Here is a 26,384-nt window from a genome sequence, read left to right as displayed (position 1 = left end):
ATTTCCATGAATCCGTGCGTAAAGCCATCCATAAAGCGTCGAGCGCCTTTCAACCAAAGTTGAATAAGATATCCATAAGCGATTGTATTCAAATAAAAACAAAGCCATTGGCACGACAATCGCTCTACATAAGCTGCTTATTAGAACGAGCACTGGCCATACTCTCGATATGCCAGACGATAATCCCAATAACAGCTTAGGAAATCTCGCCATGCGTAATATGATGCCCAAGTCTCTTGCCCTGCTGGCTGGCGGCGCGCTGGTTGCTGCGACCACCGCCCATGCGGAAGTTGATCGTGACGGCTGGCCCTCCAGCTTTACCGTAGGTACTGCCAGCCAGGGCGGCACCTTCTACATCTACGGTTCTGGCTGGGCGAACCTGCTGGCCGACCAGTTGGGCGGCATTACCGGCGGTGGTGAAGTCACCGGTGGTCCGACGCAGAACCTGGCACTGGTTCACGCGGGTGAGCTGGCCTTCGGCCTGACCACACTGGGCCCTGCAGATGACGCCATGAACGGTCGTAGCCCGCTGGCACCGGGTGTCGTCATGGATAACGCCTGTGCCCTGTTCCCGATGTACGAGACGCCATTCTCCATCACCGCACTGGCCAGCACCGGCATTACCTCCATTTCCGAGATTCCGGACGGCTCGCGCATTGGTTTTGGCCCCGCAGGCTCTACCTCTGACGTTTACTTCCCTGCCATCCTCGAAGAGCTGGGCGTCAATTTCGAGCGCCGTAACGGCGGCTGGTCTGACCTGGGCGGTCAGTTGCAGGATGGACTGCTGGACGTCGTTGCCTTTGCAGCGGGCGTACCGATCCCGGCCGTTAGCCAGTTGGAAGTTCAAACCAACGTCAACATCATCGAGTTCACCGAAGAAGAGCAGGCCACCATTGTCGACGCCTTCCCGGTTTCTGAATTCATGATTCCGGCCAGCACCTACGAAACGCTGGAAGAAGATGCTCGCGCCGTTTCCATGTGGAACTTCGCCATTGCCGGCTGTGATCTGCCCGACAGCCTGGTGTATGAAGTCACGCGCATCACCATGGAAAACAACGACCGCATGGTATCCATCCACCGCAGTGCTGAAGAGAGCATTCCCGAGAACGTCAAGTACAACACGGTCATGCCTTTCCACCCCGGTGCTGCCCGCTGGTTCAATGAAAACGGCTATGAGATAGCCGACGACATGATTCGCCAATAAGCGCGGATGTGCCAGCACAAGAGCCGACTCTTTACAGGGTCGGCTCTTGTCGCTCTGGCCATGAATAAGCAATTCCTGAATTACCCAAGCATCTTCGCTGACGATCCATCCCAAGGGTAACCTCCATGAGCAACAACACCGGCAGCCCCAACCCGGCTGCACCCGCTAGCGACCCCGTTGAGCAACAGGACGCCAAGGCCATACTCGCCGAAGGTGTCGACGAAGAGGTCGTCGAGTCAAACCGTCGTCTGTTTACCGGCTGGCAGTGGATGCTTTTCGCCGGCGTTGCCATCGCCTACTCGCTGTTTCACCTGATCACGCTGAACGTCCTGCCCATGGAAACATGGACCTACCGGATCATTCACGTGGCAGGCGCCCTGATTCTTGGCTTCGGCCTGTTCACTGGTGCGCGCTTTGCCAGTGACGCCAGCGATGAGTCGCCCAAGTGGCTGACACTGCTGGGAGCCGCGCTGCTACTGCCCGCAGGCTACGCACTGGTGCAAGCCTTCCTGATGTGGCAAGCCCTTTCCGGGGGCGCCATGCGTATCGACCCACAGGTGGAAACCTGGCACTTCGGCTACCCGATGCTGCTCGCCACGGTAGGGGCTATCTTGCTGTCCTGGTTCTATCGCCTGGAGCGCTCCAAATTCTCCATGCCTGACCTGGTGCTGATGATCGTCGCACTGGCCAGCGCGGGTTATCTGATCACGGTTTACAATACGCCACTGCGTATGTCCACGGGCACCTCTTTTGCCCCGGTTGGCATTACCTACGCCGCCATGGCCGGTTCGCTGCTGATTCTGGAGCTGACCCGCCGCGTAGCAGGTAATGCACTGGTCATCATTTCTGCCATTTTTCTGGCCTATGTGTTTGGCGGCCCTTACCTGCCTGGCTTCCTGAGCTACCCAGGTCTGTCGGTCAACCGCTTCTTCAGCCAGCTCTACACCGATATCGGGGTGCTCGGGCAAACGACGGCGGTCTCCTCCACTTACATCATTCTGTTCATTATTTTTGCAGCGTTCCTGCAAGCCTCGAAAGTGGGCGACTACTTCGTCAACTTCGCCTTTGCCGCTGCAGGGCGCTCGCGGGGCGGTCCGGCCAAGGTGTCGATTTTCGCTTCTGGCCTGATGGGCATGATCAACGGCACCTCCGCAGGCAACGTGGTCTCCACCGGCTCTCTGACCATCCCGCTGATGAAGAAGGTAGGTTATCCGGGCCGTAGCGCAGGGGCGATCGAAGCCGCTGCTTCCACCGGCGGCCAGATCATGCCCCCGATCATGGGTGCGGGTGCCTTCATCATGGCGGAAATCACCGGCATCCCCTATCGCGAGATTGCCGTTGCCGCGCTGATTCCGGCCGCGCTGTACTTCCTGTCGGTCTATTTCATGGTCGACCTGGAAGCTGCGAAGAAAGGCATGCGCGGTATGCGCAAGGATGAAATCCCGCAGTTCCGCAAACTGGCCCGTCACGCGTACCTGTTTGCGCCGATCATCATCCTGATCTATGCCCTGTTCATGGGGTACTCGGTCATCCGTGCGGGCACCCTGGCCACGGCTGCGGCTGCCGTGGTGAGCTGGATTTCACCCAACAAGATGGGCATTCGTGAAATTCTCAAGGCCCTGCAGCTGGCAGGCACCATGTCGATCCAGATCATCGCCGTGTGTGCCTGTGCAGGCCTGATCGTGGGCGTCATTTCCCTGACCGGCGTGGGCGCACGTTTCTCGTCGCTGCTGCTGGGCATGGCGGGCGTGAGCCAACTGTTGGCCCTGTTCTTCGCCATGTGTATCTCCATTCTTCTGGGGATGGGCATGCCCACCACGGCGGCCTATGCCGTGGCGGCTTCCGTCGTGGCGCCTGGCCTGATCAACATCGGCATTCAGCCGCTGATTGCGCACTTCTTCGTCTTCTACTTCGCCGTCATGTCGGCGATCACCCCGCCAGTGGCACTGGCCTCTTATGCCGCTGCCGGTATTTCCGGCGATAACGCCATGCAAACCTCCATTACCTCGTTCAAGGTAGGGTTGGCGGCCTTTATCGTACCGTTCATGTTCTTCTATAGCCCAGCCATGCTGATGGAAGGCACACCGATGCAGATCGTTCGCGTCGCGATTACGGCGTCGATCGGTATCTTCATGCTGTCAGCCACGGTACAAGCATGGTTCTTTGGCTCGATCCAGATATGGCAACGGCTGGTGCTGATGATCGGCGCGCTGTTCCTGATCTACGGCGGTATCTTCACCGACATTGCCGGACTGGGTATCGGCGCCGCCATGTTCCTGATGCAGCGCAAGCTGCACGGGCCGAAACCGGCCCCCACCGCAGCCTGACAGGCTATCAACGCAGGCCGACTCCCAGGAGTCGGCCTTTTTGTCAGCGCACGCCTAGTGCAAACCACCCACCCGCCACCAGCATCGATAGCAGCGTCACCGGAATACCCGCCTTGGCAAAGGTGAGAAAGCCAAGTTGAACGCCCTGCCGTCTGGCCCCCTCTGCCACGATCAGATTCACCACACTGCCAATCAGCAGCAAATTACCCGCCAACGTCGACATGACCGCCAGCATGACCAGCGTGGCCTCCGGCAGTTGCGGGAACAGCCCCAGTAGCAAGATCACAAAAGGTACGTTACCGATCACGTTGCTGGCCACCAGCGAGATCCCGGCCATGCGCCACGGGTCATCCGGCACACCTTCCGCCCCCAGCCACTGGTTGACCAACACCCCCGCCTCCGGCAAGGCAGCGACACTGCCGGTGACAATGAAGAGCCCCATGAACAGCAGCAACAGGTTCCAGTCCACCGCCTGCACATATCGGTGGCTGGTGACGTGGCGCGACATCATCAATACCAGCGCTACCGCGAGCGCCGACCATTCGCGAGGCAGCGGGGTCGAGAACAGGACCAGCAGCGCCATGGCTGCCAGCAGCGGTTTATAACGCAGGCTTTCCTGGGACACGCTCAGCGGCATAGGTGCCGCCCCTGGCTCGTTCAACACCCAGCGGTGACGCCACATGGCCCAGATGACGGCGTAGGTGATGCCCAGTGCGGCAACGGCAGGCACCAGCGCCTGCAGGCTGTAGGCCCAAAAATCGAGCCCGCCGACCTGCCCAATGAGAATGTTCTGCGGATTACCGATCAGGCTGGCAGCCGAGCCTGCGTTACACGACAGTGCCAGCGCCAATAAATAGGGGCGAGGATCCAGGCCACGAGCCAACAGCGCCTGACAGAGCAGCGGCGTCATCGCAAAGGCCACGATGTCATTGACCAGCAGTGCCGACAGCACACCACCCAGCAGCACGACGCCCAGCAACAGGACGCTTGGACGCTCGGCGTGGCGCATGATCAGCGCAGACAAACGCCCGTAGACGCCGGAAAAGCCGAACTGTGCCGATACCAGCATCAGCGCCAGCAGCAACACCAGGGCACCTACATCGATATGCTGACCAACGTCCGCCAGGCTCACGGTGCCGGTCAGCAGCAGTACACAAGCGGCAGAGAGCGCTATCCAGGCACGGTCCACCTGCAAACCGGGTAGCCGCCCCACGGCCATTCCCACATAGGTCACTGCGAACATGGCAGCTATCAGCCACATCGTTTCCTGCTCCCGTCACGGTTCAATGAGCAGGCATCATACGGTGGTTAGCCATGCCTTGCCCACTCTCCAAGCCGGGCCTTCCACGCGCGGCGCCTGTCGCACCCCCATCAAAAAAACCGACCTGCGCCAGAGGACGCAGGTCGGTTCTCATGGATCACATCGGCAACCGGTCAGGTGAGATTATCGACGATCTTCATGACCGGCGCGGCCTGGTTGAGCGTATAGAAGTGCAGCCCCGGCGCGCCACCATCCAGCAGGCGCTCGCACAGGCGCGTCACCACCTCGGTGCCAAAGGCCGCGATGGCCTCGCTGTCATCGCCATAGGCTTCCAGCTGCTTGCGAATCCAGCGGGGGATTTCGGCACCGCAGGCATCGGAAAAGCGCGCCAGCTTGGTGTAGTTGGTGATGGGCATGATGCCAGGAATGATCGGCTGCTCGACACCCAGCGCCCGCGCTTTGTCCACGAAGTGGAAGTAGGCATCGGCGGTAAAGAAGTACTGGGTAATCGCCATATTGGCGCCCGCGTTCATCTTGCGGGCAAAGTTTTCCACATCCTTGTCGAGGCTGGGAGCCTGTGGATGAGATTCTGGATAGGCCGCCACGGCGATATCGAAGTGATCACCGGTTTCGGCACGGATGAACTCGACCAGCTCGTTGGCGTAGCGCAGCTCGCCGATACTGCCCATGCCGGACGGCATATCGCCACGTAGCGCCACCAGGCTATCCACGCCTTCCGCCTGATACTGGGCCAGCAGGTCACGTAGTTGGGCTTTCTCGCTGCCGATACAGGAAAGGTGCGGGGCGGTGGTAATACCGCTCTCACTCACGGTGCGCACGATATCGCGGGTACGCGCCTGCGTGGACCCGCCAGCCCCGTAGGTCACCGAGAAGAAGCGAGGGTTACATGCGACCAGCTCATCGCGCACGTGAATCAGCTTCTCCCGGCCGGCATCGGTATTGGGCGGAAAAAACTCGAAGCTGATACCTAACGGATGTTCCTGGCTGCCCATGGTGTATCCTCGCAGTACAACAAAGTGATCATTATGTGAGGTATTCTCGCTGCTTACCCGCGTGGCGGCTAATGAAAGATTTCACGCACGATCTTCAATTCGGCTCATGTTGTTCGGCAGACCAAATTCAAGGAGGAGCAATGGATTTAGCACCCGCGACGTTGATGGGGCCACTGTTGATGCTGCTGGGCTATGTCGGGTTAGGGTTCCTTGCGGCCCAGCGGCTCAAGATCGACCCCCGCCCGATTGCCACGCTGCTGGTCTATCTCATTGCTCCCCTGACGATTTTCCGCGCGCTGATGAACGGCGGCCCCACGGCAGCCTATCTGACCCTGTCGCTGGCCATGTTTCTGCTGGTCAGCGCCATGGCGCTGCTGGTACATCGCTTGACCCGCCATCGCTTCGGCCCCCTGGAGGGTGCTCTGCTGGCCTTTTCCTCCGGCACCGGCAACACCGGCTATTTCGGCCTGCCCGTGGCGCTGATCTTGCTGCCGCCGGAGGGCGTCACGCTGTACCTGTTCTGCATGCTGGGGATCAACCTGTATGAATTTACCGTGGGCTTTTACCTGAGCGCGCGAGGGCACTTCTCGGTGCGCCAGAGTCTGATCAAGATTGCCCGCCTGCCGCTGGTCTATGCCTTCCTGCTGGCCCTGCTGCTCAGCTCGCTGGGTGTAGTGCTCCCCGAGCCCATGATGAACTCGCTGGCCGTCTTTCCCGCCACGTACACCCTGCTGGGCATGATGATCATTGGCATGACGCTCAGCCAGGTGACGCTGGCCGCTTGGGATACGCGCTTCGTGGCAGCCTGCGTGGGGCTGCGCTACGTGCTGTGGCCACTGGTCATGGTCGGTGCCGTGCTGGTGCTGCAACAGCTGACGCCGCTGGCACCGGAGCTGGCCATGGCGCTGCTGTTGCTGGGGGTGGTACCGATGGCCTCCAATGTGGTGGTCGTGGCCATGGAGCTGGGCATTCAGCCCCAAAAAGGCGCCCTGGCCGTGTTGACCACGACGCTATTGGCGCCACTGCTGATCCCGTTCTACCTGGGGATGATGCTCTACCTGGCCGGGCTGGCCTAGAAGCCCTCCACGCCCGCCTGCTGAAGCTGACGTGCCATCCGCTGGATCTCGGGATGGCCAAAGAACGCCACCAGCGCTTCGGCTCGGACGGGGCCCACCCCAGGCTGGTCCTGCCACTCGGCGCGGGAGAGTCCTTCCAGCGTTGCCCACTCCCCCAGCTCGGCGCTGCCGCCCGGCGGTACGCCCAGCGCACGTAACCAGGCGGCATAGGGTGCCTGCCGTGCTGCTGCAAACTGCGCCGCCAGCGAGGCGGCCGTGGCGGGGCCAATACCATGGGCCTGTTGAAGCTGCGCCTCCGACAGCGCCAGCCAGCCCAGCAAATCCGTCACGACCCCGGCACGCATCAAGGCCTGCCAGGTGCCTTCGCCGATGCCACGCATACCTAGCTGATTCCCCAGATAGGTCAGGCGTGCCAATAGCTGGGCGTCACAGTCTGGGGTCAGCGTCAGGCAACTCAGCAGGTCATAACGCGCTGGCGATGGCACGCTGAGCGGCGCCCGCTCAGCACTCTGCCAGACTACGCTGGTGACTTGAGGAATCGTCAGCCCTGCCAGCGTCACGGCGACGTGGTCTCCTGGGCGAACATCCCAGGCCTGCCACTGCTCAAGCGACCCTAGCGATACACGACGAATGCTGCGCCCTTCCAGGCTCACGGGATACAGCCATAACACGGGCGTCACTCGCCCAGTGCGCCCCACCCGAAACTCGATACCACGCACATGGGCCAGCGCTTGCTGCGCGGGGTATTTCCAAGCGATGGCCCACTCCGGAGGCGACGCCGACCAGTGACGAATGCCAGGGCGTTCGGCCTGCTTGAGCACCACGCCATCGGTAGCGAAGGGCAGCGGCTCGTTGAACCAGCGCTCGCGCCATTCGGCCGCTTGCTGATGGCCCGCAACCGGGTGCGTGTACTCGGCCGTATCGAACCCCAGCGCCGTCAGCCGCGCCAGCCGCTCCGTCATCTCGGTAGGCCCATCGGGCCAATCCCACACGAACAAGCCAACGCGGGAAAGCGTCGCCTCACTGGGTGCCTGCTGCGCCATGGCCCCGGCCACCGCACCGCGCGCGCCAATCTCGGGAGCTTGCGACTGGATATGCCGATCAAGCTGCCAATAGAGCTCACCCTGGAACACCGCCGATAGCGGCTCGGGCAGCAAAGCAGGCACATCGGGCAGTTGCCGAACGCGCTCGGTCCAGTCCTGACCGCGCTCCCCGTCGCCGCGGCTGACCGCTTCGACCAATATCCCTTGCCGATAGCGCAAAGTCACCGCCACACCGTCCACCTTGGGCTGGATCCAAAGCCCCTGGCGACGGCTGGTAAAACGCCGCACTCCGGCCTCGTCGGCCTTGTGGAGCCCGGTTTGCGCAGCCGGGTGAGTCACCGTGCCATCGCTACGGGTGGATCGGGTCAGGGGGCGGTGGGGCTTGGTATCGTCCAGACAGGTTTGCCAATGCGTCAGCCTCGCCAGCGCCTGATCGTAAAGCTCATCGGCAATCAGCGACTCACCCTCGTCATGGTAGGCACGGTCCCACAGCGCGATATGCTCGGCCAGCGTCTGGCGCTCTTGAACAAGGCGCTCCTGTGGCCATGCCGGGCACTCCTCGGCCTGCGCCGTCAGCGCTAGAGCGCACAGGCCACTCAGCCACCCTGCTCTGAATATCCACCGCCACACCATCGCCGCCCCCCTGATGATCAGCAAAGCCATCGGTGCCTGCACCACCGCGCCTGAACCACCGTACTAACGTTAACTTAACTCAAACGGGGCGTGATGCAATGTTACGTTGTTCAGTCAATAGGAAAGAATAAAAACGCCCCCTGATTTTCATCAGGGGGCGCTATCAGGGCAGCGGTATGACCAGGTGTTTACAAACCAGCCGCCTTGCGCAGCGCGTCGGCCTTGTCGGTTTTCTCCCAAGGGAACGCCGTAAACGTCTCGGTATGCTCTTCCCCTTTGTCGTCCGTCCAACGGTAGCTATGCTCGAACGGCTCGCGACCAAAGTGGCCGTAGGCAGAGGTCAGACGATACATCGGGTGCAGCAGGTCGAGCATGGTGGTGATCGCATAGGGGCGCAGGTCAAAATGCTCGCGCACCAGTTCGACGATTTTCGCATCGTCGATCTTGCCTGTGCCGAAGGTGTCGATCGACACGGAGGTGGGCTCTGCCACACCGATGGCGTAAGACACCTGAATCTCGCACTTGTCGGCCAAGCCTGCAGCAACCACGTTCTTCGCCACGTAACGGCCCGCGTAGGCCGCACTGCGGTCTACCTTGGAGGGATCCTTGCCCGAGAACGCACCGCCGCCGTGACGGGCCATGCCGCCGTAGGTATCGACGATGATTTTACGCCCCGTCAAACCACAGTCGCCCACTGGGCCACCGATCACGAACTTGCCGGTCGGGTTGATATGATATTGGGTGTTCGCATCCAGCCACTCTGCGGGAATCACCTGCTCGATGATTTCGCGCTTGACCATCTTGCGCAGGTCTTCCTGGTCGATTTCCGGGTCATGCTGGGTCGACAGCACCACGGCATCCACGCCACAGGGTTGGCCTTCGGCATTGTAGCGGAAGGTGACCTGACTCTTCGCATCAGGACGCAGCCAAGGCAGCAGGCCATGCTTGCGCAGCTCTGCCTGACGCTCGACCAGGCGATGGGAGTAGTGAATAGGGGCCGGCATGAAGGAGTCGGTTTCGTTGGTGGCGTAACCGAACATCAGGCCCTGGTCGCCCGCCCCTTGATCTTCGGGTTTGGTGCGATCAACGCCCTGAGCAATATCCACACTCTGTTTGCCGATCAGGTTGATCACGCCACAGGTGGCGCCATCGAAGCCTACCTGTGAGGAGGTATAGCCGATATCGGTGATCACATCACGCACCAGCGCTTCGAGATCAACCCATGCCGAGGTGGTAATTTCACCCGCAATAATGGCAACACCCGTCTTCACCATCGTTTCACAGGCAACACGCGCCTGCTTGTCACGGGCGATAATGGCATCCAGCACCGCATCAGAAATCTGGTCAGCAATCTTGTCAGGATGACCTTCGGAAACGGACTCGGAGGTAAACAGGGAATATTCGCTCATCGCGCACTCGACCCTCTGTATGACGGCTGCTTCGTTATGACCGCAGCATCAGCAGGAAATCATGGCAGGAGGTTCCCTGCCCGTATATAGAAGCAGCAGAGCCTTTTCACTACTACTTCGGGAGGCAGAGTCTACACGCTGTTGGGGGTTCTTCCCAGAACGCACCTCGAGAATTTGCCGCCGCCGAGGAAGTCAGCGACAATAGCGCTTTTATTCTTTCCGTTTTCAGGCGAGGAGCACCCCATGCCGTCCCGTTTTGAGCTGGCCAATGCCATTCGCGCCCTTTCCATGGATGCCGTTCAGAAGGCCAAATCTGGCCATCCCGGCGCACCCATGGGCATGGCTGATATTGCCGAGGTGCTGTGGAATGACTACCTCAAGCACAACCCCGAAGACCCCAAGTGGGCCGATCGCGACCGGTTCGTGCTGTCGAACGGCCATGGCTCCATGCTGCTCTACTCGCTGCTGCACCTGAGCGGTTACGAACTCAGCCTGGAACAGCTGCAAAACTTCCGCCAGCTGCACTCGCCCACGGCAGGCCATCCTGAGTACGGATACGCCCCCGGCATCGAAACCACCACCGGCCCCTTGGGCCAGGGCTTTGCCAACGCCGTCGGCTTTGCCATTGCCGAGAAAACCCTCGCCGCACAGTTCAACCGCCCCGGCCACACCATCGTTGACCACCACACCTGGTGTTTCCTGGGCGATGGCTGCTTGATGGAAGGCATTTCCCATGAGGCGGCCTCGCTGGCCGGCACTCAGCAGCTGGGTAAGCTGATTGCTCTGTACGACGACAACGGCATCTCCATCGATGGCGAAGTCGAAGGCTGGTTCACCGACGATACCGCCAAGCGCTTCGAGTCCTACGGCTGGCACGTGGTGCCCAACGTCGATGGCCACAAGCCTGAAGAGATCAAGGCCGCCATCGAGCTGGCGAAGAGCCAGGACGACAAGCCGAGCCTGATCATCTGCAAGACCATCATCGGCTTTGGCGCCCCCAACAAGCAGGGCAAAGAAGAGTCCCACGGCGCACCGTTGGGTGACGATGAAGTAGCGCTGGCGCGCAAGCAGCTAGGCTGGGAGCATGCTCCCTTCCACATTCCCGAGCCCATTTACTCCGCCTGGGATGCTCGCGAAGCGGGTAAAGCTCGCCAGCAGGAGTGGGAAGGCCGCTTCGCTCGCTACACCGAAGCATTCCCCGAGCAGGCCCGTGAGTTCAAGCGTCGCATGAAAGCGCAGCTGCCCACGGAGCTGGCCACCGAAGCGCTGATCGAGCAGGCCCAGGACAAAGGCGAAAGCATCGCTTCACGTAAAGCCTCCTTTGAAGCGCTGAACGTGATTGGCCCGCAAATGCCGGAACTGCTCGGCGGCAGCGCTGACCTCGCGCCCTCCAACCTGACGTTCTGGAAAGGCGCCAAAGCGATCACTCCTGAAGATGCCAGCGGCAACTACCTGCACTACGGTGTGCGTGAATTCGGCATGGGCGCAGTGATGAACGGTATCGCCCTGCACGGTGGTTTCGTTCCTTATGGCGCGACCTTCCTGATCTTCATGGAGTACATGCGTAATGCCGTGCGCATGGCGGCATTGATGGGCCAGCAGGCCATTTACGTGTTTACCCACGACTCCATCGGTCTGGGTGAAGATGGCCCGACCCACCAGCCCATCGAGCAGCTCACCAGCCTGCGCACCACGCCCAACCTGAACACTTGGCGTCCCTGCGATGCGGTGGAGACGGCGGCGTCCTGGGATGCGGCCATCAAACGCCACTCCGGCCCCACTGCGCTGGTACTGTCGCGTCAAAACCTGCCGCACCAGCCGCGCACCAAGGCCCAGTTAGCCGCCATCCAGCGCGGCGGTTATGTGCTGAAGGATTGCGACGGCACGCCCGCGCTGATCCTGATTGCCACCGGCTCCGAAGTGGCGCTGGCCATGGAAGCCGCGGCCACGCTCGAGCAGCAGGGCCAGGCCGTGCGCGTGGTGTCCATGCCATCTACTTACCGCTTCAACGGTCAGGACGCCGACTACCGCGAGAGCGTGCTGCCCAAAGCCGTGACCAAGCGCATTGCCATCGAAGCGGGCCACGCCGACTACTGGTACAAGTACGTTGGTCTGGAAGGGCGCGTCATTGGCATGACCACCTACGGTGAGTCGGCCCCGGCAGGCGAGCTGTTCAAGCACTTTGGCTTTACCGTCGAGAATATCGTCAAGCAGGCCAATGAGCTGCTCGGCTGAGCTTATCTCAGTTTGCCTGATCACGCCGGCACAGGCAGCGCGGGCCTATAGATGCCCGCGCTGAATGGCCTGCTTTGGCTGATCGGCTACTGGCAGGTTGGAGAAGCCGTGGTTCACTTCTCCGGCCTGCCCATTTCTTCTGGCGTGGTCGGCATGTTGCTGCTGTGCGTCACTCTGGCCCTTATCGGCCGTGTGCCCACCAGCCTTGCCGCCGCCGCCCAGCCCCTGATTGCGCTACTGGCCATGCTGATCATGCCCGGCGTGGTCGGGGTCTTTTTCATTCTCGATCAACTGGCCGGACAGTGGCTGGCCATCCTGGCGGCGCTGCTCCTGGGCACGCTGCTCAGCGTCTTGACCACGCTATGGTTGCTCAAGCGTCTGATGGGTCGTGCACATGGCCAGTGACACACTCACCATACTGACCACGACGCCCTTGTTTGCCGTGGGCCTGACGCTGGCGGCCTACCTCTTGGGCACCGCACTGTTCCGGCGGCTGGGCAACCCGGCCTGGCTACCCGCCATTCTGATTGCCGCTCTGCTGCTGGCGGCCACGCTTGCCGTGCTGGGTTTGCCTTACCCCACTTACCAACAGGGGGCGACCTGGCTGACCGTACTGCTGGGGCCTGCCACCGTGGCCCTCGGCATGCCCCTCTATCAACAGCTACCGCGTATTCGTGAACTATGGCGCCCCCTGGCCGCCTGCCTGCCCGTGGCAGCGTCTCTGGCCGCCTGCTATTCCCTGGGGATTGCCTGGCTGCTCGGCGCCAGCCCAGAAGTACTCGCCTCCATCGCGGCCAAGTCCGTCACGGCCCCGATTGCCATCGGGATCACCGAACAGTTGGGTGGCAGCGTTGCCCTGTTGATGGGCGCGCTGCTGGTCACCGGCGTCGCCACCATCCCGATGGTGAGCCTCGCCGCCAAGTGGCTGGGCATTACTGACGAACGCCTGCTCGGCTTCGCCCTGGGGCTCAACGGCCATGCCATTGGCACTGTCAGGGCCTTTGAGATGAGCCCCACTGCCGGTGCCTTTGCCTCCCTCGGGATGAGTTTGACGGGCATTTTCACCGCGTTGCTGCTGCCATTCGCCTGGGGCCTGGTGGGAGCTGGCAGCTGAGCAACGAGCGCTGAAGTACGTTATCATCTAGCCACTTTTTTTGGGGCCGCTTCGCGACATGGCTAACGCAACCGCTAAGTTTCGCATTGCAATCAATGGGTATGGGCGTATCGGCCAGTGCGTACTGCGTGCACTGGTGGAGCGTGGCCATCCCGATCTGGAAGTGGTCGCCATCAACGAACTTTCCGACCTGGCCACCATCACCTATCTCACCCGCTACGACACCACCCACGGGCGTTTTCCTGGCGAGGTCGAGAACGAGGGTGATGCCTTGGTGATCAACGGCCAGCGCATTCAGGTGCTATGTGAGCGTGACCCCGATGCGCTTCCCTGGAAAGCCCTGGATATCGATCTGGTACTGGAGTGCTCAGGAAGCTTCAAGGATCGCGCCACGGCGGAGCGGCACCTGAAGGCCGGTGCACGGCAGCTGCTGTTTTCCCAACCGGCAGAAAACGACGTGGATGCCACCATCGTGTGGGGGATCAACGAGCATGAGCTCAGCGGTGAACAGCGCATCCTCTCGGCGGCGTCCTGCACCACGAACTGCCTGGTGCCCTTGCTGACGGTACTGGGTGAAGCGCTGGGGCTGGAGCACGGTGTCACCACCACGATTCACTCGGCCATGAACGACCAGCCGGTCATCGACGCCTACCACCAGACCGACCTGCGCCTTACCCGCTCGGCGATGCAGTCCATCGTCCCGGTCGATACCGGGTTGGCGGTGGGCATCAGCCGTTTGATGCCAGCGCTGGCAGGCCGCTTCGAGTGTCTGCACGTGCGCGTTCCCACGATCAACGTCTCGGCCATGGATGTCTCGCTTACCGTACGCCGCGACACCGATGCCCAGCAGGTCAATGCACTGCTGCGCGAGGCCAGCCAACAGCGGCTGGCGGGCGTGCTGGGCTATACCGAGGCCCCCATGGCCTCCATCGATTTCAATCACGACCCTCGCTCTGGCATTCTGGACGCCACGCAAACCAGAGTGGCAGGCAAGCGCCTGCTCAAGCTGCTGTGCTGGTTTGACAACGAGTGGGGGTTTGCCAACCGTATGCTGGATATCAGCCAGCGGCTGGCAACGCTACGCCAGCGGGCATGACCGCCACGACCTTTCATTCGCTTGAACACGAGGAAACCGCTCACATGAACGTGCAAAAGATGACCGACCTGCCACTGGAAGGGCAGCGCGTACTGATTCGTGAAGACCTGAATGTGCCGATCAAGAACGGCCGTGTTTCCAGCGATGCTCGCCTGCGTGCTGCGCTGCCGACCATACAAGCTGCCGCCAAGGCGGGCGCCAAAGTACTGCTCATGAGCCACCTGGGCCGCCCCACGGAAGGTGAACCCGCTGACGAGTTCTCGCTGGCCCCTGTCGCCGAGCACCTGGGCGAACTGCTCGGCAGCCCCGTCAAACTGGTCAACGACTACCTCGACACCGCCCCGACGCTGCAGAACGGTGACGTGGTGTTGCTGGAGAACGTGCGCTTCAATCGTGGCGAGAAGAAAGACGACGAACAGCTTGCCAGGCAGTATGCCGCACTGTGCGACATCTTCGTGATGGACGCCTTTGGAACCGCTCACCGTGCCCAGGCCTCTACCCATGGCGTCGCGCGCTTTGCTCCCCAGGCATGTGCTGGCCCCCTGCTTGCCCAGGAGCTCGATGCCCTGGAGAAAGCGCTGGCCAATACCGCACGCCCCATGGCGGCCATCGTCGGCGGTTCGAAGGTCTCCACCAAGCTGGACGTGCTGAACGCACTGTCGGAAAAATGCGATCAATTGATCGTCGGTGGTGGTATCGCCAACACCTTTATTGCGGCAGCAGGCTATAATGTGGGCAAATCGCTCTACGAAGCAGACCTGCTCGACCAGGCCAAGGCGCTGATGGCCAAGGTGAAGATTCCGCTGCCTACCGACGTAGTGGTGGCCACCGAGTTTTCCGAAGCAGCAGAGGCGGTGGTCAAGCCCGTCGATCAGGTGGCAGACAACGAAATGATTCTGGACATTGGCCCCGACACGGCCGCCCACTTGGCCAGCCTGCTCAAGGATGCTGGCACGATCCTGTGGAACGGACCCGTGGGCGTGTTTGAAATCGACCAGTTCGGCAAGGGGACCGAGGTCATTTCCCGCGCCATTGCCGACAGTGCCGCGTTCTCTATTGCTGGAGGTGGAGACACCCTGGCGGCCATCGACAAGTACGCGATCGCTGACCGAGTCTCCTATATCTCGACCGGCGGCGGAGCATTTCTCGAATACGTGGAAGGCAAGCAGCTGCCGGCCGTTGCCGCGCTGGAAGCCGCTGCTCAGCGCTAATACTTAGAACTCTGAACATACAACCCAATAAGGTGACCCCATGGCTTTGATTAGCATGCGCCAGATGCTCGACCACGCCGCCGAATACGGCTACGGCATTCCCGCGTTCAACGTGAACAACCTGGAACAGATGCGGGCCATCATGGAAGCCGCTGACGCGACTGACTCCCCGGTGATCGTGCAGGCATCTGCTGGCGCACGCAAATACGCTGGCGCCCCCTTCCTGCGCCACCTGATTCTGGCGGCGGTGGAAGAGTTCCCGCACATTCCGGTCGTCATGCACCAGGATCACGGCACCAGCCCGGCTGTCTGCCAGCGCTCCATTCAGCTCGGCTTCTCCTCCGTGATGATGGATGGCTCCCTGGGCGAAGACGGTAAAACGCCGATGGATTACGACTACAACGTCGACGTGACCCGTCGTGCCGTTGAAATGGCCCATGCCTGTGGCGTCTCTGTAGAAGGCGAACTGGGCTGTCTGGGCAGCCTGGAAACCGGCATGGCCGGTGAAGAAGACGGCATTGGCGCCGAAGGCAAGCTGGATATGGAGCAGATGCTCACCGACCCGGAAGAGGCTGCCGAGTTCGTCAAGGCGACCCATGTGGACGCCCTGGCCATTGCCATCGGCACCAGCCACGGCGCTTACAAGTTCACCAAGCCGCCCACGGGCGATACGCTCTCGATCCAGCGTATCAAAGAGATCCACGCTCGTATTCCGGATACCCACCTGGTCATGCACGGCTCCTCCTCGGTGCCCCAGGAGTGGCTGGAAGTGATCAACCGCTACGGTGGTCAGATCCCGGAAACCTACGGTGTACCGGTGGAAGAGATCATCGAGGGCATCAAGCACGGAGTGCGCAAGGTCAACATCGATACCGACCTGCGTCTGGCCTCGACCGGCGCCGTGCGTCGTTTCATGGCCGAGAACCCATCAGAGTTCGATCCGCGCAAGTTCCTGAAAGAAACCGTCACAGCCATGCGCGATCTGTGTATTGCCCGCTATGAAGCCTTTGGCACCGCAGGCAACGCGAGCAAGATCAAGCCGATCAGCCTGGAAGCCATGTTCCAGCGCTACGAGCGTGGTGAGCTGGCGCCCAAGATCAAATAAGCAGCGCCTCGCGACGACATCAAGGCGGCCTTCGGGTCGCCTTTTTTATTGCAATGCAGCAATAATGAGCTATTACTAAACAACTCCGCCCATTTCTTCACCAGGTAGCCTTCTCCATGAAGCACACCCCTCTGCCAATGCTGACACCGCCCCTGATGTTCCTTGACCTGTGGAAAGCAGGCATCATGGGCATGGAGCTATGGAGCTCTTCGCTCTCCACGATTTCCATGCGTCAGCAACTATGGCAAACGCAGCCCTTTTTCAGTCCTGCCATGATGCGTGAAAACCAGCGCATGGTGACTGAAAAGATCGAGGCCAGCGTGGAAGCTGGCCTCATCATGCAAAAAGTCTTGTTCAGCGCCATGCGCGGTCAGTACGCGCCATGGTGGACAACCAGTCAACAAGCCATGAAGCCTTACCATCGGCGCAGCAGTGCCAACTCACGACGCTTGTCGCGTTAAGCGGCATCGCATTACTGATCGCTGCTTTGCTCTTCACTGCTCTGTTCGTCTTCACCTTGCAACATGGCGTCATCGGCACTGCCGGTGCCCCCAGTGCCGCCTTCGGCATGCTCTTCATCATCGTCGCCAGCATCTTCCTGCGCTTGTGAGGCGGGCTGTTCGTCGCGTCGGACGGCCCCCGCCTTGATACCGTACGTCTCTTCCAGCGCCGCATCATCCAACGCTTCGTGCTGTCCATTCTCAGCCGCGGTGTCTGCCCACGCGCTGGCCGCGACTACACACAAGGATGCACTCAAAACCCAAGGTAATAGCCAAGGGGATACTCGCATATCAATCTCCTTTTTCATGATGCATGTCGTTGCACCTGTTCACTATAGCCGCTCCGCGGGATAAGCACCTGCCAGGGGCTTTCCCGACGTGCAGCGACTCCGCCATCGACGAAAACGTAAAAAATTATCAAACAGTGTTCACAAAGGAGCTAAAATCCCGTTCAATAGCAAGATGGTCGGCTTACCCCAACATGCGTAGTGCTTCAGGTACTGCAAGGAACTGACATGCCGCTTCCACTTTTGTTGTTTGACTGTGATGGCACGCTCGTCGATAGCGAACCCCTGCTTGCCGAAGAAATGGCACGCGGCCTCAATACGGTGGGGCTTCCCTTCGCTGCTTCCGACTATATGGGCGAATTTCGCGGTGCTCGCTTTCGCAGGATCGTCGCCGAACTGCAGGACCGCCACGGCCATGTAGACGTCGAACAACTCGAGCGCATGGAACGCGACATGCGCGCCAAATTAGCCACGCGGCTCACCAGCGAACTCACCACCATTCCAGGCGCACTGGAAGCACTGGAAGCCTTGTCGCACTACCCCAGCGCGGTGGTTTCCAACGGCCCGGAAACGAAGATACGCGCGGCGCTGAAAGCCACGGGCCTGACCCATTACTTCGATAACCGCCTGTTCAGCGGCTATACCGCCAACTGTTGGAAACCCGAGCCGTGCCTGCACTTACATGCGGCCAGCATCATGGGGTTTGCTGCCGCACAGTGCATTGCCATCGACGATGCGCTGGTCGGCGTCAGGGCAGCACTTCAAGCGGGCATGACGGTGATTCATTTAAACCGCTTTCCAGATGCCGAAAATACCCCGGAAGGCGCTATCATGATCAGTAACATGTATCAGTTGCCTGCCGTTGTGGAGCGTTTGACCCGCGAGCGATGGCACACGGCAATGCCGCATCACTCGACAGCGAAATAACCCTCAGCAGAGACAAGACATGGCTTCATTACGTGACCAACTGGGTGGTCTGGTGTATTCCACCGAGCATGGCAAGACATGCCCCCAGTGCCGTGCCGCGATTGACGACTGCCACTGCGAAGACGCCAGCGAACAGGCACGATTGGCTACGTTGGATGGCATCGTGCGAATTCGACGAGAGACCAGTGGCCGCAAAGGCAAGGGTGTGACCACCATCAGCGGTATACCGCTGGCCCACGCGGAGCTGAAAGCACTGGCCAAGACCCTGAAGCAGCGCTGTGGCACCGGTGGCGCCGTCAAGCAGGGCGTGATCGAAATCCAGGGAGATCATCGCGAAACCCTGCGTGACGCGCTAACCTCCATGGGGTATCAGGTAAAATTGGCAGGCGGTTGAAGTATTGATGTAGCACCAATCGCTCTACTTCTGGTAAACGGCTCAAGGGCAAGGCATCGCAATGGTTTGGTTGGAATACCTGCTACCTCTCATTTTCCTGTTTCCGATGGCGGCAATGGGCGGTATCGTGCTGGCGCTGCGCAGTCTGCATGATGCTCGCGTGCAGTCTCCTTTCGATGCCCCGCTTCACGAGCCTGGGCAGGCACTGCGTTACCGGCTGGATCAAGCATTCTCGAGCCTATTTCTAAACGGTACGCTAGGGCCTTTGGTGAGTCTGGCGCCCTTGGTCTACGGCATGGGCCGCATGCTGTTCGTGGAGCAGCAGGACTGGGTGGAGTGGGCACTGTACGGGCTGCTCAGCACGCTGCTGGTACTGGCGTTTTCACTGCTGCTGGTACGCGATTACCAGCGTATCCGTCGCCTGAAGCTGGGCTTGGCCTGCGAGCTGGCCGTTGGCCAGGAGCTGGAGCGACTCATCCGTCCGGAGGCACACCCTTACTATGTGTTTCACGACGTACCTACCGACAGCTTCACCATCGACCACGTGGTCGTGACGCCCCATGGCGTCTTTGTCGTCGAAACCCGCGCCAGAGCGCTGGCGATAGGTTCGGATGGCCGCGAGCTCAATAGCGTGGCCGTCGAACGCGAACGGCTGCGCTTTCCCCATTGGCAGGAGCGTCGCCCACTGCACAAGACGCGTCAGGGGGTCAATTGGCTCACCCAGTGGCTGGAGCGACGCTGTGGGGTGCCTGTTCCCGTTCGAGGCGTGCTGGTGCTGCCAGGCTGGCAAATCGATACCAGCGAGGCAGCTTCGGACATTCTGGTGGTCAGCGGAGAGCGGTTGTCACGCCAGTTGAGCGAGCTTAAACCGGGCCATATGAGCGACGCCATCCATGACAAGGTCATCCATACCTTACTGGAACGGGTACGGCTGATGGAGCTAAAACATTTGCGCCACCCGTCGGTTTAATCCCCGCGCAGCCGCCCGCCCATCTCCTGGGCAAGGTCCACGGCGTAGTGGTCGGTCATGCCACCAATGAAATCCAGCATACGACGGTAGCTGTCGTAGAGCGTCCAGGAGGGCAGCGGCGTGTTTTCACCGATCAGTGCCAGCACGCGCTGATGCTTGAAAGAGCTTTGCCCGGTATGATGTAGCTCATGGGCAGCACCAATGAACGCCTCCAGCAGAATCCCCAGCGTGGTGTAGGCACCGATTTCCAGCTTGGCCTTGCGCTCGTTCTGGAAAATGCGTTCTCGAGCCAACTGCTTGGCAGACTGCACGCCCCAGCCCAGATCCGGATGGCAAAGCTCCAGCAGGTCATCGCTCAAGGTACCGCTCAGCAGCGCCTGCTCATGCTGTACAAACACGGCCGCCACATCATTGACCGCACGCTCCATGGCTGCCCCCCGCAGTAGCGCGATACGGCGGCGCTGCGAGACACTCTTGCGCTGCATCTCTTCATACTCAGGGGGAAATTCGCCAGCAATCTGACGCAGTATTTCGACGACTTCTTCGTAACGCAGAATCCCCATTTCGAGGCCATCTTCCAGATCCAGCAGCGCATAACAGATGTCATCCGCCGCTTCGACCAGCCACGCCAGTGGATGACGGCACCAGCGCTGCTCGCCCTGAGGAATCAGACCCACGGCGTCAGCGACTTCCTTGAGCAACGCCTGCTCGGACTGATAACAGCCAAACTTGCCAGCGCGGCCACCATAGCGAACGGTCCAGGGATATTTCAACAGAGTCCCCAGGGTTGCTGCAGACAACCGCATGCCGCCGTTGAACTGGTTGTACTCGATCTGCGTAATGACACGAAATCCCTGAGCATTCCCCTCATAGGTCAGCAGATCCTGGCGCTCCTGTTCGGCGAGCCCCTCCAGCAAGCCACTCCCCTCGGCACGGCGAAACCAGTCACGAATGGCATATTCACCGGCATGGCCAAAGGGGGGGTTACCGATGTCGTGCCCGAGACAGGCCGTTTGCACGATGACGCCCAGGTCAGCTGGGGTGATCCACTCCGGCAGCCGATCACGCAGCAACTCGCCGACGATCATGCCCAACGAGCGGCCCACACAGCCGACTTCCAAGGAGTGGGTCAACCGCGTATGGATATGGTCATTTTCGGTAAGGGGATGCACCTGCGTCTTGCGCCCCAAGCGACGAAAGGAGCCTGAGAAAACGATGCGGTCATGGTCCTTGTGGAAAGGAGTGCGCCCTATTTCGCGGTTACTGCCGGGGCGCTTGTCATGTAAGCGCTGAGGGGAAAGTAACTGATCCCATTGCATTTGTGTCATCGGCACTCCTCCTTGGAGCCTTCATTCTGACATAAAAGCACCAAGTGTAGACAAATTTAACGCACAGCAAAAAGCCCCGAACACAGTGTGCTCGGGGCTTTCTACGGGATAAGTGCCTGACGATGACCTACTCTCACATGGGGAGACCCCACACTACCATCGGCGCTAAGCGGTTTCACTTCTGAGTTCGGCATGGGATCAGGTGGTTCACGCGTGCTATGGTCGTCAGGCGTAACAGGTAATGCATATCATGCTGAGGTGTTCTTGACGTATTTTTGACGTGTATTGTGTGCGTCTCTTGTCAGCAAGCACTTGGGCTCACTGCCGCGTATCCGGTGTTGCGAGTGCGTTCGCACTCCTTCGTTATCACTACGACCAGACCCCTTGGGTGTTATAGGGTCAAGCCTCACGGGCCATTAGTACACGTTAGCTCAACGCCTTGCAGCGCTTCCACACCGTGCCTATCAACCAGCTGGTCTCGCTGGGCCCTTCAGGAGGCTCTAGGCCTCAGGGATGTCTCATCTTGAAGGGGGCTTCCCGCTTAGATGCTTTCAGCGGTTATCCCGTCCGACCATAGCTACCCGGCAATGCCACTGGCGTGACAACCGGAACACCAGAGGGTCGTCCACTCCGGTCCTCTCGTACTAGGAGCAGCTCTTCTCAAACATCCAACGCCCACGGCAGATAGGGACCGAACTGTCTCACGACGTTCTAAACCCAGCTCGCGTACCACTTTAAATGGCGAACAGCCATACCCTTGGGACCGACTTCAGCCCCAGGATGTGATGAGCCGACATCGAGGTGCCAAACACCGCCGTCGATGTGAACTCTTGGGCGGTATCAGCCTGTTATCCCCGGAGTACCTTTTATCCGTTGAGCGATGGCCCTTCCATACAGAACCACCGGATCACTAGAACCTGCTTTCGCACCTGCTCGACGTGTCTGTCTCGCAGTCAAGCACCCTTATGCTCTTGCACTCATTGCACGATGTCCGACCGTGCTGAGGGTACCTTCGTGCTCCTCCGTTACGCTTTGGGAGGAGACCGCCCCAGTCAAACTACCCACCACACACTGTCCTCGATCCGGATTACGGACCTGAGTGAGAACGCCAATGATGCCAGGCTGGTATTTCAAGGTTGGCTCCCCTCGAACTGGCGTCCGAGGTTCAAAGCCTCCCAGCTATCCTACACAGGCAACATCAGCGTCCAGTGTGAAGCTATAGTAAAGGTTCACGGGGTCTTTCCGTCTAGCCGCGGGTACACCGCATCTTCACGGCGATTTCAATTTCACTGAGTCTCGGGTGGAGACAGCGTGGCCATCATTACGCCATTCGTGCAGGTCGGAACTTACCCGACAAGGAATTTCGCTACCTTAGGACCGTTATAGTTACGGCCGCCGTTTACCGGGGCTTCGATCAAGAGCTTCGGACGAATCCTAACACCATCACTTAACCTTCCGGCACCGGGCAGGCGTCACACCCTATACGTCCTCTTGCGAGTTGGCAGAGTGCTGTGTTTTTACTAAACAGTTGCAGCCACCTGGTATCTTCGACCGGTTCGGGCTTGGAGAGCAAGTCTCGTCACCCTACGCCGGCGTGCCTTCTCCCGAAGTTACGGCACCATTTTGCCTAGTTCCTTCACCCGAGTTCTCTCAAGCGCCTTGGGATTCTCACCCTGACCACCTGTGTCGGTTTGGGGTACGGTCGCACATGATCTGAAGCTTAGAGGCTTTTCCTGGAAGCGTGGCATCAATGACTTCGACACCGTAGTGTCTTCGTTTCGTGTCTCGGCCTTGAAGGGTCCCGGATTTACCTGAGACCCCAGCCTACTCACTTTCACCAGGACAACCAACGCCTGGCTCACCTAGCCTTCTCCGTCCCCCCATCGCAATCATGTCCGGTACGGGAATATTGACCCGTTTCCCATCGACTACGCCTTTCGGCCTCGCCTTAGGGGCCGACTCACTCTGCTCCGATTAGCGTCGAACAGAAACCCTTGGTCTTCCGGCGAGGGAGTTTTTCACTCCCTTTATCGTTACTCATGTCAGCATTCGCACTCGTGATACCTCCAGCATGCTTCTCAACACACCTTCATCGGCTTACACGACGCTCCTCTACCGCTCATCCGTAAGGATGAACCCGTAGCTTCGGTACCTGGTTTAGCCCCGTTACATCTTCCGCGCAGGCCGACTCGACTAGTGAGCTATTACGCTTTCTTTAAAGGATGGCTGCTTCTAAGCCAACCTCCTAGCTGTCTGAGCCTTCCCACATCGTTTCCCACTTAACCAGGATTTGGGGACCTTAGCTGACGGTCTGGGTTGTTTCCCTTTTCACGACGGACGTTAGCACCCGCCGTGTGTCTCCCACGCTGGCACTCACCGGTATTCGGAGTTTGCCTCGGGTTGGTAAGTCGGGATGACCCCCTAGCCGAAACAGTGCTCTACCCCCGGAGGTGATACGTGAGGCGCTACCTAAATAGCTTTCGAGGAGAACCAGCTATCTCCGAGCTTGATTAGCCTTTCACTCCGATCCACAAGTCATCCAAATCTTTTTCAACAGATCCTGGTTCGGGCCTCCAGTTGATGTTACTCAACCTTCACCCTGCTCATGGATAGATCGCTCGGTTTCGGGTCTATATCCAGCGACTGTGTCGCCCAGTTAAGACTCGGTTTCCCTACGGCTCCCCTATACGGTTAACCTCGCCACTGAATATAAGTCGCTGACCCATTATACAAAAGGTACGCAGTCACAGAACAAGTCTGCTCCTACTGCTTGTACGCACACGGTTTCAGGATCTATTTCACTCCCCTCTCCGGGGTTCTTTTCGCCTTTCCCTCACGGTACTGGTTCACTATCGGTCAGCCAGGAGTATTTAGCCTTGGAGGATGGTCCCCCCGTCTTCAGTCAAGGTTTCTCGTGCCCCGACCTACTCGATTTCACGTGATCAGATTTTCGACTACGGGGCTATCACCCGCTATGGCCAGACTTCCCAGTCTGTTCGTCTAATCCGTCACACGCTTAAGGGCTGGTCCCCGTTCGCTCGCCGCTACTAGGGGAATCTCGGTTGATTTCTTTTCCTCAGGGTACTTAGATGTTTCAGTTCCCCTGGTTCGCCTCTTGCGCCTATGTATTCAGCGCAAGATACTCATCTTGTGATGAGTGGGTTTCCCCATTCAGAGATGTCCGGGTCGCAGGTTGTTTGCCACCTCACCGAACCTTATCGCAGGCTACCACGTCTTTCATCGCCTCTGGCTGCCTAGGCATCCACCGTGTGCGCTTCATTGCTTGACCCTATAACCCGAAGGAGTCTGGGGTTCGCAATGATAACGATTGCCGGATACGCTTGAGACGTATCACAATACAATTTACGTAGAAACGCGTTCAACGCGTTTCTGTCAGCATGATATACATTGTTAAAGAGCGACTGCCATAGGCAGTGATAAACACGCTGTTTCTTTCATTTTAAAAGAAAAAAGAAGGTCTTTCTTTTTCTTTCAACGTGAAAGCGCGTTTATCACTGCGCATCAACAGCATTCTGATCAGGTAATTCATTGTGAGCGCTTGCCGCGAGGGGAAGACATCGTTTAAGGAGGTGATCCAGCCGCAGGTTCCCCTACGGCTACCTTGTTACGACTTCACCCCAGTCATGAACCACACCGTGGTGATCGCCCTCTTGCGTTAGGCTAACCACTTCTGGTGCAGTCCACTCCCATGGTGTGACGGGCGGTGTGTACAAGGCCCGGGAACGTATTCACCGTGGCATTCTGATCCACGATTACTAGCGATTCCGACTTCACGGAGTCGAGTTGCAGACTCCGATCCGGACTGAGATCGGCTTTTCGGGATTGGCTCACTCTCGCGAGTTGGCAACCCTTTGTACCGACCATTGTAGCACGTGTGTAGCCCTACTCGTAAGGGCCATGATGACTTGACGTCGTCCCCACCTTCCTCCGGTTTGTCACCGGCAGTCTCCTTAGAGTTCCCGCCATTACGCGCTGGCAAATAAGGACAAGGGTTGCGCTCGTTACGGGACTTAACCCAACATTTCACAACACGAGCTGACGACAGCCATGCAGCACCTGTCTCTGCGTTCCCGAAGGCACTAAGGTATCTCTACCAAATTCGCAGGATGTCAAGAGTAGGTAAGGTTCTTCGCGTTGCATCGAATTAAACCACATGCTCCACCGCTTGTGCGGGCCCCCGTCAATTCATTTGAGTTTTAACCTTGCGGCCGTACTCCCGTGCGGTCGACTTATCGCGTTAACTTCGCCACAAAGTGCGCTAGGCACCCAACGGCTGGTCGACATCGTTTACGGCGTGGACTACCAGGGTATCTAATCCTGTTTGCTACCCACGCTTTCGCACCTCAGTGTCAGTGTCAGTCCAGAAGGCCGCCTTCGCCACTGGTATTCCTCCCGATCTCTACGCATTTCACCGCTACACCGGGAATTCTACCTTCCTCTCCTGCACTCTAGCTTGACAGTTCCGGATGCCGTTCCCAGGTTGAGCCCGGGGCTTTCACAACCGGCTTATCAAGCCACCTACGCGCGCTTTACGCCCAGTAATTCCGATTAACGCTCGCACCCTCCGTATTACCGCGGCTGCTGGCACGGAGTTAGCCGGTGCTTCTTCTGTGAGTGATGTCTTTCCTGATGGGTATTAACCACCAGGCGTTCTTCCTCACTGAAAGTGCTTTACAACCCGAGGGCCTTCTTCACACACGCGGCATGGCTGGATCAGGGTTCCCCCCATTGTCCAATATTCCCCACTGCTGCCTCCCGTAGGAGTTCGGGCCGTGTCTCAGTCCCGATGTGGCTGATCATCCTCTCAGACCAGCTACGGATCGTCGCCTTGGTGAGCCTTTACCTCACCAACCAGCTAATCCGACATAGGCTCATCCGATAGCGGGAGCCGAAGCCCCCTTTCTCCCGTAGGACGTATGCGGTATTAGCCTGGGTTTCCCCAGGTTATCCCCCACTATCGGGCAGATTCCTATGCATTACTCACCCGTCCGCCGCTCGTCAGCGGGGTGCAAGCACCCCCTGTTACCGCTCGACTTGCATGTGTTAGGCCTGCCGCCAGCGTTCAATCTGAGCCATGATCAAACTCTTCAGTTTAAGATCAATGCGATCCTTACTCGCCATCTCAGGACTAGCCGAAGACAACAAAAGCGGATCAAACTTGGCTCAAGGTTCAAACGAATTCACTGTGATACTCCGAAGAGTATCCTGGTGTTCGCTTGCCTTGATATTA

Annotated in this window: 19 protein-coding genes and 3 rRNA genes; 13 read left to right on the top strand and 9 right to left on the bottom strand. The window is 59.3% G+C overall.

Translation table 11 applies throughout. The features are described from left to right. Positions 1 to 211: 211 nt before the first annotated feature. Together KVY02_RS00580 and KVY02_RS00575 are read left to right on the top strand one after the other, a co-directional pair. Entirely contained in the window at positions 212 to 1,204 is a 993-nt protein-coding gene (locus KVY02_RS00580) for a TAXI family TRAP transporter solute-binding subunit (protein ID WP_081194852.1), read from the top strand. A gap of 125 nt (positions 1,205 to 1,329) precedes the next feature. Continuing rightward, positions 1,330 to 3,531, top strand: a complete 2,202-nt coding sequence (locus tag KVY02_RS00575) for a TRAP transporter permease (RefSeq protein WP_218314117.1) — start codon at positions 1,330 to 1,332, stop codon at positions 3,529 to 3,531. Between the two features lie 43 nt (positions 3,532 to 3,574). On the opposite strand, the gene KVY02_RS00570 is transcribed toward KVY02_RS00575, so the two are convergent. Together KVY02_RS00570 and metF are read right to left on the bottom strand one after the other, a co-directional pair. Then, complete coding sequence (locus KVY02_RS00570) at positions 3,575 to 4,792, bottom strand: SLC13 family permease (protein WP_218314116.1); 1,218 nt, start codon at positions 4,790 to 4,792, stop codon at positions 3,575 to 3,577. 173 nt (positions 4,793 to 4,965) lie between these two features. Further along, a complete protein-coding gene (metF, locus tag KVY02_RS00565) occupies positions 4,966 to 5,805 on the bottom strand; it encodes a methylenetetrahydrofolate reductase [NAD(P)H] (protein WP_081137901.1) in 840 nt (279 codons plus the stop codon). A gap of 140 nt (positions 5,806 to 5,945) precedes the next feature. Between metF and KVY02_RS00560 the strand changes: the two genes are divergently transcribed. Beyond that, the gene (locus KVY02_RS00560) at positions 5,946 to 6,881 is read left to right on the top strand and encodes an AEC family transporter (RefSeq protein ID WP_081137899.1); all 936 of its coding nucleotides are present in this window, start codon (positions 5,946 to 5,948) and stop codon (positions 6,879 to 6,881) included. Here the strand turns inward: KVY02_RS00560 and ligB are convergent. Both ligB and metK read right to left on the bottom strand, forming a co-directional pair. Further along, positions 6,878 to 8,557 (bottom strand): NAD-dependent DNA ligase LigB, encoded by a 1,680-nt coding sequence (ligB, locus tag KVY02_RS00555; protein WP_218315022.1) that lies wholly within the window; start codon positions 8,555 to 8,557, stop codon positions 6,878 to 6,880. The genes KVY02_RS00560 and ligB overlap by 4 nt on opposite strands. Before the next feature lie 188 nt (positions 8,558 to 8,745). Further along, positions 8,746 to 9,966, bottom strand: a complete 1,221-nt coding sequence (gene metK, locus KVY02_RS00550; protein ID WP_016915659.1) for a methionine adenosyltransferase — start codon at positions 9,964 to 9,966, stop codon at positions 8,746 to 8,748. A gap of 243 nt (positions 9,967 to 10,209) precedes the next feature. On the opposite strand from metK, the gene tkt reads away from it, so the two are divergent. The 7 genes from tkt to KVY02_RS00515 all read left to right on the top strand — a co-directional run bounded on the left by tkt (position 10,210) and on the right by KVY02_RS00515 (position 17,188). Beyond that, the gene (gene tkt / locus KVY02_RS00545; RefSeq protein ID WP_081137897.1) at positions 10,210 to 12,201 is read left to right on the top strand and encodes a transketolase; all 1,992 of its coding nucleotides are present in this window, start codon (positions 10,210 to 10,212) and stop codon (positions 12,199 to 12,201) included. 51 nt (positions 12,202 to 12,252) lie between these two features. Then, positions 12,253 to 12,606 (top strand): CidA/LrgA family protein, encoded by a 354-nt coding sequence (locus KVY02_RS00540; protein ID WP_218314115.1) that lies wholly within the window; start codon positions 12,253 to 12,255, stop codon positions 12,604 to 12,606. Continuing rightward, positions 12,596 to 13,315, top strand: a complete 720-nt coding sequence (locus tag KVY02_RS00535) for an LrgB family protein (RefSeq protein ID WP_218314114.1) — start codon at positions 12,596 to 12,598, stop codon at positions 13,313 to 13,315. Before KVY02_RS00540 ends, KVY02_RS00535 begins: the two co-directional genes overlap by 11 nt. Before the next feature lie 58 nt (positions 13,316 to 13,373). Continuing rightward, the gene (locus KVY02_RS00530) at positions 13,374 to 14,411 is read left to right on the top strand and encodes a type I glyceraldehyde-3-phosphate dehydrogenase (protein WP_218314113.1); all 1,038 of its coding nucleotides are present in this window, start codon (positions 13,374 to 13,376) and stop codon (positions 14,409 to 14,411) included. A gap of 44 nt (positions 14,412 to 14,455) precedes the next feature. Further along, positions 14,456 to 15,622 carry a phosphoglycerate kinase gene (locus KVY02_RS00525; RefSeq protein ID WP_218314112.1) on the top strand — a complete coding sequence of 389 codons (1,167 nt, stop codon included), beginning with the start codon at positions 14,456 to 14,458 and terminating at the stop codon, positions 15,620 to 15,622. 40 nt (positions 15,623 to 15,662) lie between these two features. Beyond that, positions 15,663 to 16,727, top strand: coding sequence for a class II fructose-bisphosphate aldolase (gene fba, locus KVY02_RS00520; protein ID WP_016915653.1), 1,065 nt, complete (start codon positions 15,663 to 15,665; stop codon positions 16,725 to 16,727). Positions 16,728 to 16,843: 116 nt separating this feature from the next. Beyond that, complete coding sequence (locus KVY02_RS00515; protein ID WP_016915652.1) at positions 16,844 to 17,188, top strand: hypothetical protein; 345 nt, start codon at positions 16,844 to 16,846, stop codon at positions 17,186 to 17,188. Between the two features lie 11 nt (positions 17,189 to 17,199). On the opposite strand, the gene KVY02_RS00510 is transcribed toward KVY02_RS00515, so the two are convergent. After that, positions 17,200 to 17,517: a hypothetical protein gene (locus tag KVY02_RS00510; RefSeq protein WP_016915651.1), complete on the bottom strand. Its 318-nt coding sequence runs from the start codon at positions 17,515 to 17,517 to the stop codon at positions 17,200 to 17,202. A gap of 225 nt (positions 17,518 to 17,742) precedes the next feature. Here KVY02_RS00510 and KVY02_RS00505 point away from each other — a divergent pair, with 225 nt between their 5' ends. The 3 genes from KVY02_RS00505 to KVY02_RS00495 all read left to right on the top strand — a co-directional run bounded on the left by KVY02_RS00505 (position 17,743) and on the right by KVY02_RS00495 (position 19,805). Further along, positions 17,743 to 18,441 carry an HAD family hydrolase gene (locus KVY02_RS00505; protein ID WP_218314111.1) on the top strand — a complete coding sequence of 233 codons (699 nt, stop codon included), beginning with the start codon at positions 17,743 to 17,745 and terminating at the stop codon, positions 18,439 to 18,441. A 19-nt stretch (positions 18,442 to 18,460) separates the two neighbouring features. Continuing rightward, on the top strand, positions 18,461 to 18,835 hold the full coding sequence (locus tag KVY02_RS00500) for a translation initiation factor Sui1 (RefSeq protein ID WP_016915649.1): 375 nt from the start codon (positions 18,461 to 18,463) through the stop codon (positions 18,833 to 18,835). Between the two features lie 61 nt (positions 18,836 to 18,896). Beyond that, positions 18,897 to 19,805, top strand: a complete 909-nt coding sequence (locus KVY02_RS00495; protein WP_081194866.1) for a nuclease-related domain-containing protein — start codon at positions 18,897 to 18,899, stop codon at positions 19,803 to 19,805. On the opposite strand, the gene KVY02_RS00490 is transcribed toward KVY02_RS00495, so the two are convergent. From KVY02_RS00490 to KVY02_RS00475, 4 genes are all read right to left on the bottom strand, one after another. Next, positions 19,802 to 21,133 carry a deoxyguanosinetriphosphate triphosphohydrolase gene (locus tag KVY02_RS00490; protein ID WP_016915647.1) on the bottom strand — a complete coding sequence of 444 codons (1,332 nt, stop codon included), beginning with the start codon at positions 21,131 to 21,133 and terminating at the stop codon, positions 19,802 to 19,804. The two genes, KVY02_RS00495 and KVY02_RS00490, sit on opposite strands and share 4 nt — an antisense overlap. A gap of 114 nt (positions 21,134 to 21,247) precedes the next feature. Then, positions 21,248 to 21,363 (bottom strand): 5S ribosomal RNA (gene rrf / locus KVY02_RS00485). Between the two features lie 165 nt (positions 21,364 to 21,528). After that, positions 21,529 to 24,422, bottom strand: a 23S ribosomal RNA gene (locus KVY02_RS00480). Between the two features lie 294 nt (positions 24,423 to 24,716). Then, positions 24,717 to 26,248 (bottom strand): 16S ribosomal RNA (locus KVY02_RS00475). The 16S, 23S and 5S rRNA genes sit together here, the layout of an rRNA operon. Between the last annotated feature and the right edge of the window lie 136 nt (positions 26,249 to 26,384).

It is taken from the genome of Halomonas sp. 18071143, assembly GCF_019211725.1.
In the GTDB taxonomy this organism is placed as follows: Bacteria; Pseudomonadota; Gammaproteobacteria; order Pseudomonadales; family Halomonadaceae; genus Vreelandella; species Vreelandella stevensii.
Note: the sequence above shows the minus strand (reverse complement) of the source record. Positions and strands in the feature narration are given on the sequence as shown.

What these genes read in the sequence shown, in the direction of transcription:
- KVY02_RS00580 (WP_081194852.1), top strand. Translation starts at nt 212, where the DNA reads ATGCGTAATATGATGCCCAAGTCTCTTGCCCTGCTGGCTGGCGGCGCG.
- KVY02_RS00575 (WP_218314117.1), top strand. Translation starts at nt 1,330, where the DNA reads ATGAGCAACAACACCGGCAGCCCCAACCCGGCTGCACCCGCTAGCGAC.
- KVY02_RS00570 (WP_218314116.1), bottom strand. Translation starts at nt 4,792, where the DNA reads ATGTGGCTGATAGCTGCCATGTTCGCAGTGACCTATGTGGGAATGGCC.
- metF (WP_081137901.1), bottom strand. Translation starts at nt 5,805, where the DNA reads ATGGGCAGCCAGGAACATCCGTTAGGTATCAGCTTCGAGTTTTTTCCG.
- KVY02_RS00560 (WP_081137899.1), top strand. Translation starts at nt 5,946, where the DNA reads ATGGATTTAGCACCCGCGACGTTGATGGGGCCACTGTTGATGCTGCTG.
- ligB (WP_218315022.1), bottom strand. Translation starts at nt 8,557, where the DNA reads ATGGTGTGGCGGTGGATATTCAGAGCAGGGTGGCTGAGTGGCCTGTGC.
- metK (WP_016915659.1), bottom strand. Translation starts at nt 9,966, where the DNA reads ATGAGCGAATATTCCCTGTTTACCTCCGAGTCCGTTTCCGAAGGTCAT.
- tkt (WP_081137897.1), top strand. Translation starts at nt 10,210, where the DNA reads ATGCCGTCCCGTTTTGAGCTGGCCAATGCCATTCGCGCCCTTTCCATG.
- KVY02_RS00540 (WP_218314115.1), top strand. Translation starts at nt 12,253, where the DNA reads ATGCCCGCGCTGAATGGCCTGCTTTGGCTGATCGGCTACTGGCAGGTT.
- KVY02_RS00535 (WP_218314114.1), top strand. Translation starts at nt 12,596, where the DNA reads ATGGCCAGTGACACACTCACCATACTGACCACGACGCCCTTGTTTGCC.
- KVY02_RS00530 (WP_218314113.1), top strand. Translation starts at nt 13,374, where the DNA reads ATGGCTAACGCAACCGCTAAGTTTCGCATTGCAATCAATGGGTATGGG.
- KVY02_RS00525 (WP_218314112.1), top strand. Translation starts at nt 14,456, where the DNA reads ATGAACGTGCAAAAGATGACCGACCTGCCACTGGAAGGGCAGCGCGTA.
- fba (WP_016915653.1), top strand. Translation starts at nt 15,663, where the DNA reads ATGGCTTTGATTAGCATGCGCCAGATGCTCGACCACGCCGCCGAATAC.
- KVY02_RS00515 (WP_016915652.1), top strand. Translation starts at nt 16,844, where the DNA reads ATGAAGCACACCCCTCTGCCAATGCTGACACCGCCCCTGATGTTCCTT.
- KVY02_RS00510 (WP_016915651.1), bottom strand. Translation starts at nt 17,517, where the DNA reads ATGCGAGTATCCCCTTGGCTATTACCTTGGGTTTTGAGTGCATCCTTG.
- KVY02_RS00505 (WP_218314111.1), top strand. Translation starts at nt 17,743, where the DNA reads ATGCCGCTTCCACTTTTGTTGTTTGACTGTGATGGCACGCTCGTCGAT.
- KVY02_RS00500 (WP_016915649.1), top strand. Translation starts at nt 18,461, where the DNA reads ATGGCTTCATTACGTGACCAACTGGGTGGTCTGGTGTATTCCACCGAG.
- KVY02_RS00495 (WP_081194866.1), top strand. Translation starts at nt 18,897, where the DNA reads ATGGTTTGGTTGGAATACCTGCTACCTCTCATTTTCCTGTTTCCGATG.
- KVY02_RS00490 (WP_016915647.1), bottom strand. Translation starts at nt 21,133, where the DNA reads ATGACACAAATGCAATGGGATCAGTTACTTTCCCCTCAGCGCTTACAT.